The 16,776-nt window shown below is 37.7% G+C and carries 23 protein-coding genes and 1 pseudogene; 22 read left to right on the top strand and 2 right to left on the bottom strand.

Annotated elements, in window-relative coordinates; genetic code table 11:
• The first annotated feature begins 14 nt into the window (after positions 1 to 14).
• From rpsE to rpsI, 22 genes are all read left to right on the top strand, one after another.
• Positions 15 to 596, top strand: coding sequence for a 30S ribosomal protein S5 (gene rpsE, locus T529_RS0107690; RefSeq protein ID WP_033163036.1), 582 nt, complete (start codon positions 15 to 17; stop codon positions 594 to 596).
• 11 nt (positions 597 to 607) lie between these two features.
• The gene (gene rpmD, locus T529_RS0107685; protein WP_033163035.1) at positions 608 to 790 is read left to right on the top strand and encodes a 50S ribosomal protein L30; all 183 of its coding nucleotides are present in this window, start codon (positions 608 to 610) and stop codon (positions 788 to 790) included.
• Positions 791 to 801: 11 nt separating this feature from the next.
• On the top strand, positions 802 to 1,242 hold the full coding sequence (rplO, locus tag T529_RS0107680; RefSeq protein WP_033163034.1) for a 50S ribosomal protein L15: 441 nt from the start codon (positions 802 to 804) through the stop codon (positions 1,240 to 1,242).
• A gap of 1 nt (position 1,243) precedes the next feature.
• Positions 1,244 to 2,545 carry a preprotein translocase subunit SecY gene (secY, locus tag T529_RS0107675; protein WP_033163033.1) on the top strand — a complete coding sequence of 434 codons (1,302 nt, stop codon included), beginning with the start codon at positions 1,244 to 1,246 and terminating at the stop codon, positions 2,543 to 2,545.
• A 29-nt stretch (positions 2,546 to 2,574) separates the two neighbouring features.
• A complete protein-coding gene (locus T529_RS0107670) occupies positions 2,575 to 3,228 on the top strand; it encodes an adenylate kinase (RefSeq protein WP_033163032.1) in 654 nt (217 codons plus the stop codon).
• A complete protein-coding gene (map, locus tag T529_RS0107665; RefSeq protein WP_033163031.1) occupies positions 3,228 to 3,974 on the top strand; it encodes a type I methionyl aminopeptidase in 747 nt (248 codons plus the stop codon). Before T529_RS0107670 ends, map begins: the two co-directional genes overlap by 1 nt.
• Positions 3,975 to 3,986: 12 nt before the next feature.
• A complete protein-coding gene (infA, locus tag T529_RS13140) occupies positions 3,987 to 4,208 on the top strand; it encodes a translation initiation factor IF-1 (protein WP_033163030.1) in 222 nt (73 codons plus the stop codon).
• Between the two features lie 25 nt (positions 4,209 to 4,233).
• Positions 4,234 to 4,347, top strand: coding sequence for a 50S ribosomal protein L36 (gene rpmJ, locus T529_RS12815; RefSeq protein WP_074731372.1), 114 nt, complete (start codon positions 4,234 to 4,236; stop codon positions 4,345 to 4,347).
• An 18-nt stretch (positions 4,348 to 4,365) separates the two neighbouring features.
• Positions 4,366 to 4,731, top strand: a complete 366-nt coding sequence (rpsM, locus tag T529_RS0107655) for a 30S ribosomal protein S13 (RefSeq protein WP_033163029.1) — start codon at positions 4,366 to 4,368, stop codon at positions 4,729 to 4,731.
• 16 nt (positions 4,732 to 4,747) lie between these two features.
• The gene (gene rpsK / locus T529_RS0107650; RefSeq protein WP_033163028.1) at positions 4,748 to 5,134 is read left to right on the top strand and encodes a 30S ribosomal protein S11; all 387 of its coding nucleotides are present in this window, start codon (positions 4,748 to 4,750) and stop codon (positions 5,132 to 5,134) included.
• A gap of 46 nt (positions 5,135 to 5,180) precedes the next feature.
• Positions 5,181 to 6,125, top strand: coding sequence for a DNA-directed RNA polymerase subunit alpha (locus tag T529_RS0107645; RefSeq protein WP_033163027.1), 945 nt, complete (start codon positions 5,181 to 5,183; stop codon positions 6,123 to 6,125).
• A 27-nt stretch (positions 6,126 to 6,152) separates the two neighbouring features.
• The gene (gene rplQ, locus T529_RS0107640; RefSeq protein ID WP_033163026.1) at positions 6,153 to 6,515 is read left to right on the top strand and encodes a 50S ribosomal protein L17; all 363 of its coding nucleotides are present in this window, start codon (positions 6,153 to 6,155) and stop codon (positions 6,513 to 6,515) included.
• 41 nt (positions 6,516 to 6,556) lie between these two features.
• A complete protein-coding gene (locus T529_RS0107635) occupies positions 6,557 to 7,507 on the top strand; it encodes a tRNA dihydrouridine synthase (protein ID WP_033163025.1) in 951 nt (316 codons plus the stop codon).
• A 69-nt stretch (positions 7,508 to 7,576) separates the two neighbouring features.
• The gene (locus T529_RS0107630) at positions 7,577 to 8,275 is read left to right on the top strand and encodes a response regulator transcription factor (protein WP_033163024.1); all 699 of its coding nucleotides are present in this window, start codon (positions 7,577 to 7,579) and stop codon (positions 8,273 to 8,275) included.
• A 9-nt stretch (positions 8,276 to 8,284) separates the two neighbouring features.
• Positions 8,285 to 10,399, top strand: a complete 2,115-nt coding sequence (locus T529_RS12585; protein WP_051646912.1) for a sensor histidine kinase — start codon at positions 8,285 to 8,287, stop codon at positions 10,397 to 10,399.
• Positions 10,400 to 10,754: 355 nt separating this feature from the next.
• Entirely contained in the window at positions 10,755 to 11,627 is an 873-nt protein-coding gene (locus T529_RS0107620) for a MurR/RpiR family transcriptional regulator (RefSeq protein WP_033163023.1), read from the top strand.
• 78 nt (positions 11,628 to 11,705) lie between these two features.
• On the top strand, positions 11,706 to 12,533 hold the full coding sequence (locus T529_RS0107615) for an energy-coupling factor transporter ATPase (RefSeq protein ID WP_033163022.1): 828 nt from the start codon (positions 11,706 to 11,708) through the stop codon (positions 12,531 to 12,533).
• Entirely contained in the window at positions 12,509 to 13,357 is an 849-nt protein-coding gene (locus T529_RS0107610; protein WP_033163021.1) for an energy-coupling factor transporter ATPase, read from the top strand. The genes T529_RS0107615 and T529_RS0107610 overlap by 25 nt, the downstream gene beginning before the upstream one ends.
• Positions 13,350 to 14,150, top strand: coding sequence for an energy-coupling factor transporter transmembrane component T family protein (locus tag T529_RS0107605; RefSeq protein WP_033163020.1), 801 nt, complete (start codon positions 13,350 to 13,352; stop codon positions 14,148 to 14,150). The genes T529_RS0107610 and T529_RS0107605 overlap by 8 nt, the downstream gene beginning before the upstream one ends.
• Positions 14,147 to 14,878, top strand: coding sequence for a tRNA pseudouridine(38-40) synthase TruA (gene truA / locus T529_RS0107600; protein WP_051646911.1), 732 nt, complete (start codon positions 14,147 to 14,149; stop codon positions 14,876 to 14,878). Before T529_RS0107605 ends, truA begins: the two co-directional genes overlap by 4 nt.
• Before the next feature lie 259 nt (positions 14,879 to 15,137).
• Complete coding sequence (rplM, locus tag T529_RS0107595; protein ID WP_033163019.1) at positions 15,138 to 15,575, top strand: 50S ribosomal protein L13; 438 nt, start codon at positions 15,138 to 15,140, stop codon at positions 15,573 to 15,575.
• A gap of 13 nt (positions 15,576 to 15,588) precedes the next feature.
• The gene (gene rpsI / locus T529_RS0107590; RefSeq protein WP_033163018.1) at positions 15,589 to 15,981 is read left to right on the top strand and encodes a 30S ribosomal protein S9; all 393 of its coding nucleotides are present in this window, start codon (positions 15,589 to 15,591) and stop codon (positions 15,979 to 15,981) included.
• Positions 15,982 to 16,093: 112 nt separating this feature from the next.
• Here rpsI and T529_RS13675 read toward each other — a convergent pair.
• A pseudogene (locus T529_RS13675) lies at positions 16,094 to 16,453 on the bottom strand (IS30 family transposase); the annotation flags it as partial.
• Between the two features lie 53 nt (positions 16,454 to 16,506).
• Positions 16,507 to 16,776 (bottom strand): ATP-binding protein (locus tag T529_RS0107585; protein WP_033163017.1); only part of this gene is annotated, 270 nt, incomplete at its 5' end.

The following is a 16,776-nucleotide window of genomic DNA, read 5'->3' as shown; positions in this document are numbered from 1 at the left end:
CAGGAGGTTAAACAATGGAGCGTAATCCAAATACTAATGGTCCTAAAAACGATAAGTTAAATAATAGACGTGGACCAAAGAGAAATGGACGTAACAATAAAAGAAGACCTAGAGAACAGAAGGAATTCGAAGAACGTGTCGTTACTATCAACCGTATTACTAAAGTAGTAAAGGGTGGTAGAAAAATGCGTTTTGCAGCTCTAGTTGTTATTGGTGATAGAAAAGGCAGAGTTGGTTTTGGTACTGGTAAAGCTAATGAAGTCCCAGATGCAATTAGAAAAGCAAGTGAAGCAGCTAAAAAGAACCTTATTACAGTTCCAATGAAGAATGGTACAATTCCTCATGAAATCACAGGTTCATTCAAATCTGGTCATGTATTCTTAAGACCAGCTGCTAAAGGTACTGGTATCATCGCTGGTGGTCCAGTTCGTGCGGTTGTTGAATTAGCTGGTTATACTGATATCTTATCTAAATCTCTTGGCTCAAGAACACCAATTAACATGGTAAGAGCTACAGTAAATGGTCTTGCTGAAATGAAGTCAGTAGAAAAGGTTGCTGAACTTCGTGATAAGACTGTTGAAGAAATTTATGGTTAAGGAGAACTAATATGGCAAAGGTTACAATTACGCTGACAAAGAGCCCTATTGGTGCTAAGAAAAACCAGAAGGATACTTTGAAAGCTTTAAAACTTACAAAGATGCACAAGAGTGTTGAATTAGAAATGAACGATTATGTTAAAGGTCAGATCCAGACAGTATCTCACTTAGTAACAGTCGTAGAAGAACAGTAGGAGGTGTATTTATGAAATTAAACGAATTAAAGTACACTGAAGGTTCTCGTCCAAAGAGAAACCGTGTAGGACGTGGAACAAGTTCTGGTAATGGTAAGACTTCTGGTCGTGGTCAGAAAGGTCAGGGCGCAAGAAGTGGTGGAGGTAAGAAACCTGGATTCGAAGGTGGACAGACTCCATTATTCATGAGATTACCAAAACGTGGTTTCACAAACGTAAACAGAAAAGAATATGCAATTGTGAATGTTGAATCTTTAAATGCATTTGAACCAAACTCAGTTGTTGACTTAGAAGTATTAATGAATGCTGGCTTAGTTAAGAAGTCTTTAGATGGTTTAAAGATCTTAGGCAATGGTGAATTAAAAGTAGCTTTAACTGTTAAAGCTAACAAGTTCTCTAAGAGTGCCGTAGAAGCAATTGAAGCAGCTGGTGGAAAAACTGAGGTGATCTAAGATGCTTAACTTTTTAAAGAGTGTCTTTAAAAAAGGAGAATTGCGTCGTAAGGTCGTCTTTACGTTAGGATTACTATTTGTATTCCGTTTAGGAGCAGCTATTACTATTCCGTATATTAATGCTGATGCCATTAGTGCATCAGCTACTAATAGCGGAATATTTGGCATTATGAATCTGCTCGGTGGTGGTACTTTAGAAAGATTCTCATTATTCTCATTGGGTGTCTCTCCATATATCACTGCTTCCATCATCATTGAATTACTTTCAATGGACGTTATTCCTGTTCTTGCAAGATGGAACAAAGAAGGTAATAACGGTAAGAAAAAGAAGGATAGAGTAACAAGATATTTAACCCTTGTTCTTGGTCTCATCCAAGGTGGCAGTTTAACTTATGCCTTTGATAAAGGTTATGGTATCTTGACAAATCCTACTATCTGGACATATGCTTATGTTGTAATTATCATGATTACTGGTTCGATGTTTGCAATGTGGCTAGGTGATCAGATTACAGAAAAGGGTGTCGGTAACGGTACTTCTCTATTGATCTTCACTGGTATCGTAGCAAACTTACCACAGCAATTCATTGCTAGTTACAATGCAATGGTAAGCTGGAAGTCAACACAGGCTGCTATTACTTCAACTTTATGGTATATTTTGTTTATTATTGTTTATGTTGCTATTGTCGTATTTGTTGTCTTTACTGAAAATAGTATTCGTAAGATTCCAATCTTCTATGCAACAAACAATACACAGACAGTTATGCGTACAAAGGAAAGTACAAACTTACCATTAAAAATTAACTCTTCATCCGTTATCCCAGTCATCTTCGCAGCATCAGTTTTAGCAGCACCAAGAACAGTTATTAGTTTTATGGACAGTACTAAGACAACGCAGATGATTGATAACATTCTTAACTATCAGAAGCCTGTAGGCTTTATTCTGTATGTTGTGATGATTGTGTTATTCACATTCTTCTATTCTAACTTACAGATTGATACAAGAAGAATTGCGGATGACTTAAAGAAGAGTGGCGGAGCCGTTCCTGGCATCCGTACAGGTGATGATACAAAGAAGTTCATTGGAACTGTTCTCAATAGAATAACTGTTGCTGGTTCTTTATTCTTAACAATCATCGCAGCTATTCCTATCATTGCTCCATTGATCTGGAGTGCAACGAGTGATAACCAATTAACGCTTGGTGGTACTGGTTTGATCATCGTAGCAGGTGTTGCTCTTGAAACAGTGCGCCAGATCAGAAGTATTCTCACAAGAAGAGAATATCATGGATATATCAGACAGTAATAAAATCACATAAATGAAGGAGCGAAATTATGAATATTATCTTAATGGGCCCTCCTGGTGCAGGAAAAGGGACACAAGCGGCAAAATTAGTAAAGGAATTTGGTTTGACGCAGATTTCTACGGGAGATTTATTCCGTAAAGCTCATCGTGAACAGACAAGTATTGGAGTTATCTCTGATTATTTCTCAAAGTTTGGTCGACTTGTTCCTGATGACTTCACTAATGAAATGGTTTATGACTATCTTAAAGAAAACATGAACAATTTCGGGAATGGATTTATTCTAGATGGTTATCCAAGAACAATTCTTCAGGCTAGAGAACTTGAGTACTTTGAAGAATCATTGGGCTTTAAGATTGATGCAGTCATTAATCTTGATGTTGACTTTGATGTCTTAAAGAAGAGATTATCTGGCAGAAGAACTTGTAAGAATTGTGGTGCTACATTCCACATTATGTATAAACCACCTAAAGTTGAAGGTGTCTGTGACAACTGTGGTGGCGAATTGTACCAGCGTGAAGACGAAACAGAAGCTGCTGTTAAGGTCAGACTGAGTACTTATGAAGGACAGACAAGACCTTTGATCGATTATTACAAGATGAAAGGTATGCTTACAAACATTAATGGTGATCAGTCAATGGATGATGTCTATTCTGATATTAAGAAATGTTTGGAGGCTTTATAATGATTACTATCAAAGATTCAAGGGAAATTGAATTGATGAGACATGCCGGTCATGTGGTGGGACTTGTCCACAAAGAGTTGGAAAAGTTCCTCCGACCAGGCTTAACAACGCAGGAAGTTGCTGATTTTTGCGAAAAAATCATAAGAAATGAAGGTTGTACGCCTTCCTTCTTGCATTTATACGATTTTCCTGGTAGTGTATGTACGTCGGTTAATGATACGGTTGTTCATGGCATCCCATCTAACTATGTTTTAAAGGACGGAGATATTCTTTCTGTCGATGTTGGAGCATGCTGGAAAGGATATCATGGCGACAGTGCATGGACATATGCAATCGGCAATCCATCTGATGATGTGAAACGTCTCATGAAAGTATGTGAAGAGGCACTTTATGCAGGGTTAGCACAGGTTAAACCAGGCAACCGTGTAGGTGACATTTCGCATGCAGTACAAGTCTATCTTAAAAGTCAAGGCTGTACCACACCTAGAGATTATACCGGTCACGGAATTGGTACTGAAGTTCATCAGGATCCTAGTATTCCTAACTGGGGTGCTGCCCATAGAGGGCCACGCTTAAAGAAGGGAATGTGTCTTGCCGTAGAGCCAATGGCTCATCTAGGCGGTGAAGAAGTTGTTGTGCTTCGTGATGGTTGGACAACAAAGACGAAAGACCACTCTTTAGCAGCCCATTATGAACATACAGTAGCCATCACTGATGACGGATATGAGATCATGACTAAAGTTTAGAAGGAGTAGAGTATGGCAAAGAAAGATGATGTAATTGAAGTAGAGGCAACAGTAGTTGAGACTCTGCCAAATGCGCAGTTTAAAGTTGCCCTAGAGAATGGTGTTACTATTTTAGCTCACGTTTCTGGTAAAATCCGTATGAATTACATTCGCATTTTACCAGGGGATAAAGTAACCGTTGAAATTTCTCCATATGATTTAACACGTGGGCGCATCACATTCAGAAAGAAGTAAATTTTACTTAGAGGAGTGAAGCAAGATGAAAGTAAGAGCATCTGTAAAACCAATCTGCGATAAATGCAGAGTAATTAGACGTAAGGGTAGAGTAATGGTCATCTGCGAAAACCCTAAACACAAGCAGAGACAAGGTTAATAGGAGGAAATTTAGCGAATGGCTCGTATAGCAGGTGTAGATATCCCACGTGATAAACGTGTTGTGGTATCATTAACTTATATTTATGGTATTGGTAATACTACAGCAAAGAATATTTGTAAGGCTGCAGGCGTATCTGAAGATACAAGAGTTAAGGACCTTACAGAAGCTGAAGAAACAAAGTTAAGATCAGAAGTTGAAAAGATCAAGGTTGAAGGTGACCTTCGTCGTGAAACTCAGTTAAACATCAAACGTTTAATGGAAATCGGTTCTTATAGAGGTATCCGTCATAGAAAAGGTTTACCTGTAAGAGGACAGAGAACAAAGACAAATGCCAGAACAAGAAAAGGTAAAGCAAGACCTATCGCTGGCAAGAAGAAGTAGGACAGGAGGTTAAACAATGGCTCAGAAGACAACTCGTAAGAGAAGAGTAAAGAAGAATATAGCTAAAGGTGTTGCTCACGTTCATTCAACATTCAATAATACAATCGTAACAATCGCTGATGAACAGGGTAATGCTGTAACTTGGTCTAGTGCTGGTGCATTAGGTTTCAAAGGTTCAAGAAAATCAACTCCATATGCTGCTCAGATGGCTGCAGAAGCTGCTGCTAAGGCTGCAATGGTACATGGTATGAAGTCAATCGAAGTTGACGTTAAGGGTCCAGGCCCAGGACGTGAAGCTGCTGTTAGAGCTTTAGCTGCTGCTGGCTTAGAAGTTACTGCAATCACTGATGTAACTCCAATCCCACATAATGGCTGTCGTCCACCAAAACGCCCTCGTGGATAAGAATTTCTCATTCGAATTAATTAGATTAATTTCTTAGGAGGGAAATATGCAAAAGTTCGAAAAAGCAAACTTTTCAGTTGAAACTTATAATGAAGATGATAATTATGCAAAGTTTGTTGTTGAACCTCTAGAAAGAGGTTTTGGGACAACTATTGGTAACGCTCTGAGAAGAGTCATGTTATCATCTATGCCTGGTGCAGCTGTCTATGCGATCAAGATGGATGGAGCAATCCATGAATTCTGCGCCGTAGATGGTATTGTAGAAGATGTGACTCATATTATCCTTGCTATCAAGAAGCTTGTCTTTGAATTAGATAGTGATGAAGATGTGACAATGGTTGTCGACGTAGACGGACCTGCAACAGTCACTGGTGCTGACATTCAGTGCCCTTCTGAAGTTAAAATGATCTCTAATGACCTTGTCCTTTGCCACGTTGCAGAAGGCGGACATTTACACTTGGAAATGTATGCACGCAAGGATAGAGGTTATATGAGTAGTGACCAGAATAAGAAGTTTGTGGATACTGTTGGTGTTATTCCAACTGATTCCATCTTCTCACCTGTTGTTAATGTTGCATATGAAGTAGTTCCTACAAGAGTAGGTCAGACAGCTAAATATGACAAATTAACTATGGAAGTTACTACTGATGGTTCTATCAAGCCTCATGAAGTCTTGGCCTTAGCTGCTAAGATCTTAGTTGAACATTTAAATATGTTCGTTGAATTAACTGATGAAGCCATGAATATGGAAGTCATGAGTGAAGAAGAGGAAGATACAACTAATAAGGTCTTAGATATGACTATTGAAGAACTTGATTTATCTGTACGTTCTTATAACTGCTTAAAACGTGCTGGTATTCAGACAGTTCAGGAATTAGCTAATAAGACTGAAGACGATATGATCAAGGTGAGAAATCTTGGTAAGAAGTCTTTAAAGGAAGTCAAAGAAAAATTACTTGAATTAGGTTTAGGCTTCAAGCCTGTTGACTAATTCGTTAATACTTGAGAGGAGTTAGTTATGGCAAAGAATAGAAAATTAGGTTGGACTCAGTCTCACCGTAAAGCAATGTTACGTAACTTAGCTACTGATGTCATCATGTATGGTAAGATTGAAACTACTGATACAAGAGCTAAGGAAGTTAAGAGTGTTGTAGAACAGTTAATTACTTTAGGTAAGCGTGGCGACTTACACGCTAGAAGACAGGCTGCTGCAGTACTTCAGGACGTTGTAGATCCAAATACTGGTAAGACAGCTGTTCAGACTTTATTTGATGATGTTGCTCCTAAGTATGCTGATCGTAATGGTGGTTATACAAAAGTTGTTAAGACTTATAACCGTCGTGGCGATAATGCTACTATGGCAGTTTTACAGTTATTATAGTATCAAGCGGGTTTGACCCGCTTTTTCTTTTGGAGGAATTTATGAAATACTATTTTGCACCCATGGAAGGTATTACGAACTATGTTTACCGCAATAGCCACAATGCCATCTATAAAGGGATTGATCAATACTATATGCCTTTTATTGCTCCCCATCATCACCATCATCTTAAAACAAGAGAAAGCTCTGATATCAATCCAGCAAATAATCAGAACATTGATGTAGTGCCACAGATACTATCAAAGAATGCTGAGGATGTTATTTATACTTTAAGGCAGCTCATGGAATTAGGTTATGGAGAAGTTAATCTCAATTTAGGATGTCCTTCACCAACTGTGACAAAGAAAAACAAGGGGAGTGCTATGCTTGATGATCTTGATAATCTTGATGGCTACTTAGATGCGATTTTTAAGGCTTCTCCAGGCTTAAAGATCTCTCTTAAGACAAGAATAGGCTACCAGGATACAAGCAAGTTAGATGCGCTTATTTCCCTTTATAATAAGTATCCCATCGATAAGCTCATTGTTCATCCCCGGACAGGCATACAGATGTATAAAGGGTCAGTTGATTTGGCAGCTTTTGATGCTTTCTATAAGGATATCAAAGCGCCATTAGTCTACAATGGTGATATCAAGACAATTGCTGATATCAAAGCTATTGAACAAAAGTATCCCAAACTTGAGGGCATGATGCTTGGACGAGGGCTGATTGCTAGACCATATCTGATTGATGAGTATACAACTGGACAAAATGAAACCCTGGAACGTTTTGAAAGATTCATTGAGAGCTTAGAAGAAGGTTTAAGAGAAACATTAAAATATGACAAAGATGTACTTTTTAAGCTTAAGGAACTCTGGGCACATATGTATATTATGTTTGATCACTCCAAGAAACCTCTCAAACATTTGAGAAAAGCACAGAATTTAGAAGATTATCATAAAGCACTTGATGAAATGCTTGAATGTGGTATTAATAATAGCGAGGAAATTTAGGAATTTTTAAGATTTATGTATAATATTTCTTAATACTTACAATGTAAGATGAAAGCGGAAAGGTGACATATGGAACATACAGTATTAGTTGTTGAAGATGAAAAAGGTATTAGAGAAAGTTTAAAGCTTTTCTTAAAAAGTCATAATTATGAGGTTGTTGAAGCAGAAAATGGTGCTGAGGCTTTAAAGAAGATATCACCGGACATTCATTTAGCTATTGTCGATATTATGATGCCTGTGATGGATGGTATGACCTTTGTATCACGTTTAAGAGAAAGCTATGACTTTCCAGTCATATTTCTATCTGCTAAAGATGAAGATATTGACAAGATTACAGGTTTGAACATTGGTGCAGATGACTATGTAACAAAGCCATTTGAACCACTTGAACTCATGGCTAGGGTCAATGCTCATTTAAGACGCTATGAAAAGTTTCTAGACAAACCAGCTATCACTAAGCAAGAGAACCAGTATTTAACTGTTGGCAATCTCAAGCTTGATCTCTTTAGTAGAGAAGTAAATGTCAACAACCAAATGGTCCATCTTACAAAAAAAGAATTTGAAATTCTTAAACTTTTAATGGAATCTCCAGGTCGTGTATATTCAGCTGAAGAAATCTATGAAAAAGTATGGAGTCAGGATGCCATCAATACGGAAACAATTATGGTTCATGTGCGTAAATTAAGAGAAAAGATTGAACAAGATCCAAAACATCCACAATATCTTAAAGTTGTCTGGGGGATTGGATATAAGATTGAAAAACTCTAAGGTGATTACATGAAAAAAGCAAAAAGAATCTATGTCCTTATCCTTTCATTATTGATAGCCTTTAGCTCATTTATTATGCTTTCAACATATTATGGCCGTGAAAGTCAGACGAAATTTGACATCACCAACAGCATGATTTCTGATTTCTATGCCAGCTTTATTCTTTATGAAACAAAGCAGGTAGATCCCACATATGAGTATCTCACATTTACGAATAATGTCGATGAAGTCACGCGTGCAGCCATTAATAAAGAATTCCAGAAACAGGTGGCTACAAGAGCTAAGGAAATAGAATTTAATGGGGACATTCTTTATCACTTTACCAACACTTCGACAAATAAAAGTGATATTTATACACGTAAACATAAAGGCGAATACTATAAGCTGACAGTCAAGTTTGATAGTGAAGGCAATGTGACAAGTACAGGAAATAATCTAAGTTTTTATGATTTTGATTTAGTAAGAGAAGATTTAAGTGACCAGCTTGTGGATACCTATCCTGATTTAGGCAAGAATGTCGTATCCATCAACAAGCCTAAAAACATCTCCCTAACAATCACAATCCCTAAGGATTTAAAAAATGCTCAGACACGGGACATGCTTTTCTATAATGAGCATGATACTTCACTTACCAATGCTTTACTTGCAGCGGCAATTTCCATGATTCTGATTGTCATTTTTGTCCTGCTTTATCCATTGGAGATCGTTGAAGATATTAATCCCTACAAGAGTGTCAAAGACTGGTACTTCCTTGGCCATGTCATCGGTATTTCCATCATGGTTGCCATCAGTGCACTCTTGCTTATGGCGACAGGCAGCTTAGGTTCATCAGCAGCTTATAGTGAATTAAAGATTACAACCTATGCCTTCCCGCTTCTATCCATCATGAGTATCGCGATTATAGGCATTGCTGTATCACTCGTGACATTTGGCATCAAATATATTTTGAAAACAGGTTTGTTGAATTATCTGAAGACAAAGACTGTTATTGGTGCGATTGTGAAAAATACGCAATCTACAATACATGATATTGTGGAAATGCCTATTTCAAAGGTAACCAAAAAACAAATAGCGAAGATCATCAGCACCCAGATGGTCATCGTTTTACTCATTATCCTCTTGCCACAAGTAAAAATTGTTGGCTATTCCTATTTTAATGATCTTAACTTATATCGCCGTTTATGGTTTACAATATGGCTATTGATGAATCGTTATGCCAAAATCGCAACTGTAGTTGGACTTGTTGTTTATGGCTTTGTACTCTACCATTGGGTATTAAAAGCGTACAAGGATCATCAGGAAAACTATCATAAGCTGATCAAGCAGGCTGAGGCAATGAGTGAGGGAGATTTTACTCCCAACACCCTTGAATGCCATCAGTTTGATGATTTAAGAAATGCGATGAATGATGTCTCAGAAGGCTTCAAGAAAGCAGTAGACTTAGAAACAGAAGCTGCTCGTTCAAAAAGTGAGCTGATTACAAATGTCTCCCATGATTTAAAGACACCTATAACAGTCGTGAAGAACTACACAACATTACTTGAGACAACGCCATTAAATGATGAACAGCGTCAATATGTTGCAGAATTATCAAAATATACGAATCATCTGACAAGCTTGCTTGATGATCTGCTTGATATTGCCAAGGCTTCTTCAGGCAAGATGACATTTGAACGTGTTCAGCTTGATATTATTGCCTTATTGAAGCAATCCATAGTTGAAAACAATGAAATTCTTTTAAGCAAGAATATTGAAGTTGTGGAAAACTTTGATACCAATAGCTATATGTTGAAGCTTGATGGTGATAAGACTTATCGCATCTTTGAAAACCTCTTAACAAATATTTCTAAATATGCCTTAAATGGAACACGTTTTTATGTTGATGCTGTAAGTAGTGAAGAGGCTATTACGATTAGCTTTAAGAATATCTCCGTATCCAAAATGAATTTTAATGAAAAAGAAATCGTTGAAAGATTCGTACGTGGGGATAGCTCCCGTGCTCAGGAAGGCAGTGGAATTGGTCTTGCAATTGTCAAGAGCTTCATGGAAGCACAGGATGGTGAGATGGAAGTAAGCGTTGATGGTGATCTCTTTAAGGTGATGTTGACTTTTAGAAGAAAATAGCCTTGTGTTAATGTTATTAACAGAAATATGTGAATAGAGAATGGAGTTTGTAAACGGTATTAAAGAAGCACTTTGAGCTATTTACAAGATCTCAATCTTAAGTTATAGTACGGGTGTACTTGGAAATAAGTTATTTAACTCATAACTGTCATGTCGAAACTTCATACAAACTCCACTTTATATATCTTTCGACCACATCAAAAAAAGACATGACGTTCAAGTTAGTAGAGAGCAGCCTTGACCATCTGCTCTTTTTATTTACAAAAAATTGTAAAAATACGGAGAAAATAGAAATTTGTTTGCGAAAATATGCACAATTCGTTATAATAAACCCGTTTGAAGGGGAAAGATATATATGATCATCAATAAGATTCAGAATACTCACTTTTCGGAGAGTGAAGAAGTCATTTTACGCTATATTCTTAGCCAATCTGAAGCCATTGAGCCAATGACTATCCAGGATATCGCCAATGCGACATATACATCTGCACCATTACTTGTGCGTATTTCTAAAAAGCTTGGCTATAAAGGCTGGAGTGATTTTAAAAAGGCCTTCCTTGAAGAGCTTCATTATATGTTTCAGTCCCAGGATATTGATGCGACGATTCCCTTCGTCGAAGAAGATGATGCTGTGACTATAGCGAATAATATTCTCACCCTCCATAGCGAAACTGCTGAAGATACAAGAAAACTATTAAAACATGATGAGCTTAATAAAGCCATCAATCTCTTAAGCGAAGCTGATGTCATAGATGTTTATGCCAAAGCTTGCTATGAATATACAGGTCGCTTATTCCAGAACAAGATGCAGACTATCAACAAGAATGTCCTGATGATGAGTGATCCGATACTACAGGCAGCAATGAGTACATCAAAGCATGCAGCGATTGTTGTTAGTTATAGTGGTGAGACAACAAGAATGGTGAAAGTTGCTCATATGCTTAAAGAGCGCCAGACACCTATTGTTGCTATTACATCGATCTCGCAATCAGAGCTATCCCATTTAGCTGATGCCATCTTGCATATTTCTTCAAGAGAAATGCTGAATACAAAGATTGCTGATTTTGCTTCAACAGAAAGCATTAATTGTCTCTTTGATATTCTCTATGCCGGTATTTTTGCAAAAGACTATAATAAGAACTTAGATTACAAACTGACAATAGCGGAAAACATCGATGATAGTTTTTCCGAATATGCCTTTATCGATGAGGATAATTCTAAGCTTTAGACAGGTTCGCCTGTCTTTTTAAATTTGACATAAACATTGGAAAATAATACAATTTAATGGCAATTAAGGGGATTTACTATGGAAAATATGATTGAAGTCAAACATCTCTCTTTTGAATATGAAGCAGGTGCAAAAACAATAGAAGATATCTCATTTACGATTCCTAAGGGAAGCTATACAACAATCCTAGGACATAATGGCTCGGGCAAAAGTACTATTGCGAAATTACTCATTGGTCTTCTTGAGGGAGAAGGTGAGATTATTGTGGATCATATCCCACTTACAATCGATACCCTCTATGATGTGAGAAGTAAGGTTGGAATAGTATTTCAGAATCCTGATAATCAGTTTATTGGTTCCACTGTCCGTGATGACATTGCTTTTGGCTTGGAGAATTTATGTGTTGATCCTAATAAGATGGAGGGTATTATTGAAGAATATGCCAGAAAAGTCAATATGTATGAATTCCTAGATCATGAGCCTACAAAGCTATCAGGAGGACAGAAACAGCGTGTAGCCATTGCGGGCATTCTTGCGATGTCGCCATCAATCATTATTTTAGATGAAGCAACGAGCATGCTTGATCCACTAGGAAAACGCGAAATTAATGAACTTGTACATAGCCTCAATAAGGAAAAAGGTATGACAATTCTTTCCATTACGCATGATATTGAGGAAGCTGCCATTAGTGACCAGGTCATATTGATGGGAGATGGACATATTATTCAAACTGGAACACCTGATCAAGTGCTCAAAGAAGTAAAGACTCTTGAATCACTAGCCCTTGATGTTCCCTTTGCCTACAAGATTACATCTGCGCTTAAGAAAAAGGGATTTCCAATCGAGGAAACAATCGACCAGAAAGGACTCGTAGAAACATTATGGCAATTACATTCAAAGAAGTAGAATATACCTATTCTCCTGATACGCCCTTTGCCTATCATGCCCTCAAAGGCATTAATCTCAATATACCTAAGGGCTCGTTTACAGCCCTCATTGGTCATACAGGTTCAGGAAAGAGCACCCTTATACAACATATCAATGGCTTACTGATACCAACACAAGGAGAAGTTTGCATTGATGATTACATCATCACACCAAACAATAAACAAAAACTAAAGCCATTACGTAAAAAAGCTGGGCTGGTTTTCCAGTTTCCCGAATATCAGCTCTTTGAAGAGACGATTGAAAAAGATATTATTTTTGGCCCAATGAATTTTGGTGTTGATGAAGAAACAGCTAAAAAGATAGCACGTGAAATGTTAGTAAAGGTAGGACTTGATGAAAGCTATCTAGAGCGTTCTCCTTTTGAACTCTCCGGGGGACAGAAACGACGTGTTGCGATTGCGGGCATTCTTGCGATGGAACCTGATATTCTTGTTCTTGATGAACCAACAGCCGGTCTGGATCCCCAGGGAACAAAGGAAATGATGCATCTCTTTAAGGATTTCCAGCAAACAGGAAAGAGCGTTATTATGGTAACTCATGATATGAATCAGGTTCTTGAATACTGTGATCATGCGATTGTCATGAATCACGGCAAGATTGAAAAGAACTGCTCAGTTACAGAACTATTTAATGAAACTGAATATCTTGAATCTTTATCCATCGATCTGCCTATTATCACATCATTTATTCATCAGCTTAATCAACAGGGATTCAATCTTCCTGTTTCCATCAGGAGTGTTGATGAACTTATTGAAGCGATAGGGGGTGAGCTTCATGAATGATATCGTATTTGGACAATATCTGCCTGGTCATTCGATTATACATCGCCTCGATCCACGTCTTAAGATTGCATCATTATTATTGTTGTTGATTGCGGTATTTTTTGATGCGGGATTTATTGGCTATGGCTTAATTGGATTATTTGTCTTATTAGCTTTATTACTTAGCAGGATTCCCTTTAAGAGAGTTCTCAAAAGCATGAAGCCAATGATTTTCATGGTTCTCTTTTTAACCATCTTTAATCTTTTCTTTGTCAGAATTGGGCATGTTGTCTATCGTCTTGGACCTGTTCCAATCTACTCTGGCGCTATTCGTCAAACGGAATATATTGTTGTTCGTTTAGTACTGATTATCTGTCTTACAACAATGCTGACATCAACAACAAAACCACTTGATATGACCCTTGGCTTAGAACGTTTGATGAAGCCTTTAAGAAAAGTCGGTTTTCCAGTCCATGAAGTCGCCATGATGATTTCCATTGCCTTACGTTTTATTCCAACCTTAATGGAAGAGACACAGCGTATCATGAAAGCCCAGGCTTCACGTGGTGTGGATTTTAATGAAGGTACTTTTAAAGAAAAGATTGCAGCCATCGTATCATTGATTATTCCACTCTTTATCTCAGCCTTCCAGCGTGCTGAAGATCTCGCTAACGCAATGGAAAGTAGAAATTATAATCCGTCAGCTAAGCGTACACGCTTCCATCAGTTACACTGGCATTATTATGACACGATTGCGATTACACTCGTCCTATGTCTTTTCTTTGGCATCTGGGGGTTAAGCTTTATATTATGAGAATTCAATGTGTTGTAAGCTATGATGGAACAAAGTTCTATGGCTGGCAGAAACAGCCTGACAAGCGTAGTGTGCAGGAAGTTATTGAATGTGCCATCAACAAGATTACGGGTGAACACAATGTTATTCATTCATCAGGACGAACTGACGCTAAAGTGCATGCACACAATCAGGTCTTTCATTTCGATACCCAAAAAGATATCGCCTTCAAACAATGGAAAAGAGCAATCAATCATTTCTTACCAGAAGATGTTTATATAAAAGAAAGCAAACGGGTAGGAGAGGAATTTCATGCGCGTTATAGTGCCATCAAGAAAGAATATCATTATTTATTATCAACAAATGAATATAATCCCTTTGAAAGAGATTATATCTATCAATATCCATATGGTAAGCTTGATTTAGAGGCCATGTGTGATTGTGCTAAGCTCTTTGTTGGAACACATGATTTCGCCTCTTTTTGTGTTTATGATCAATTGGGTACTACGATCAGAACAATCTATCATATTGATATTATTGAAAATGACGGATATTTTACTTTTAAGCTTGTTGGCGATGGATTTCGCCGTTATATGGTACGTATGATTGTAGGCGGTCTTATTCAAGTAGGGGCACATCGTCGCTCTAAAGCTTTTCTTGCTGATTTGTTGGAAAGTAAGGGCGAGAAAAAGTGCTTGTTTAAAGCAGAGCCACAGGGCTTATACTTAGAGCATGTCTATTATGAATAGGGAATGCTTTTGGGCTATTAGAAAGAATAAAACAGATTGAAAAAATAAAGGAAAAAAGATAGCTTTTTTCCTTTTTTCAATTGACAAGGTACTTTTTCAAAGGTATTATAATTGATGTCGATTTAGGTGCTCTTTCGCACCTTAAGAGATGTTTGTTTCTGATAGTTATGTCTTCAACTTATCAAGAAGATGGTTTTTTTCTATCAGCAACTACCTTTTTATAAAGACCCCGGTAAGGTTAATTAAAAGGAGAAAAAAGATGAGACAGACAACAATGGCTAAAGAAGCCACAATCGAAAGAAAATGGTATGTTGTTGATGCTGAAGGTCAGACTTTAGGTCGTTTAGCATCAGAAGTTGCTAGTGTATTAAGAGGTAAGAATAAGCCTACCTACACTCCTCACGTAGATACAGGTGATTATGTTATCGTTGTAAATGCTAGCAAAGTACAGATGACTGGTAATAAGTTAGATACTAAGAAATATTACCATCATACTGGATTCCTTGGTGGATTAAAAGTCAAGACTGCACGTCAGTTTAGAGAAAAGGATCCTGTAGGTTTTGTTGAAGCAGCTGTTAAAGGTATGCTTCCACATAATACTTTAGGTCGTAAGCAGGGAATGAAATTATATGTTTACGCTGGCGCAGAACATCCACATGCTGCACAGAAACCAGAAGAATTAAAGATTAAAGGATAGGGAGGAACAGTAAATGGCAGACGTAATGTATAGAGGAACTGGAAGAAGAAAATCTTCAGTAGCTCGTGTAATGTTAACACCAGGTACTGGTACAATCACTATCAATGGCGTTGACGCAAGAGAATATCTTGAAAGCGACATCTTAATGATGGTCGTAAATCAGCCACTTGAATTAACTGGTACAAAAGATAAGTTTGATGTTAGAGTAAACGTTAGAGGTGGCGGATACTCAGGACAGGCTGGAGCTATCAGACATGGTATCTCTAGAGCTTTATTAGAAGCAGGTTCTGATTATAGACCTGCACTTAAGGCTGCTGGCTTCTTAACACGTGATTCACGTATGAAAGAACGTCGTAAATACGGTCTTAAGAAAGCACGTAAAGCACCACAGTTCTCAAAACGTTAATTTATACGTTTTTGGAGAAATGTACAGAAACTCAAATCAATGGGAGCGTTCATTTGCTCTTATTTGATTTGAGTTTTTTTCTTTCGATGATTTGTCAAATTAAGTGCAACACCTACGATGAGTTACCCAGTAATTCTTCTTTAGGTGTTTTATATTTTATGCATTTACGTGGCCTGTTATTCATTAAATTCAGATTCTTTTTCAATTCCTCCGGGTCCACTTCGGATAGATCCATCCCTTTAGGATAAAACTCCCGCAGTAATCCGTTCGTATTCTCATTGGTTCCTTTTTGCCAGGCACAGTAAGGATCACAGAAATAGGTTTTGCATCCTAATGCTGCTTCGATCTTTTCATACTCCGCGAATTCCTTTCCTCTGTCGAAGGTTATCGTTTTTACCAGTTCCGATGGAAGCTTTCCGAGAGCTTCTATGATTGCCGGTGTTACATTCTTGGCCGTTCTGTCTTCTACAGGGTAATAATGGCAATATTAATTTCCCCAAAATGGGTAATTTAAAATTCCCCAATTTAGGTGGCTTGATATTCCTTTTTCTTTGATTCCTCAAGCTTCTCTAGAACATCCTTTGTCCGGTATGATGGTCCAACGATATTCACAATATGCGAATGATGCAGAAGCCTGTCAAGAATGGCATTGGTTATCACCGGATCGCCAAATATCTCATTCCACTTTGAAAGGCTCTTGTTCGTAGTGATGACTGTGGATTTCTTTTCATACCTGAGCGTAATAAGCTGAAAGAAGAGGTTGGCGTCCTCGCTGTCCAGGTTAAGATATCCTAT

Origin of the sequence: Sharpea azabuensis DSM 18934 (assembly GCF_000702165.1) — a bacterium.
Classification (GTDB): Bacteria; Bacillota_I; Bacilli_A; order Erysipelotrichales; family Coprobacillaceae; genus Sharpea; species Sharpea azabuensis.
This window is presented reverse-complemented; position numbering and strand designations above follow the sequence as displayed.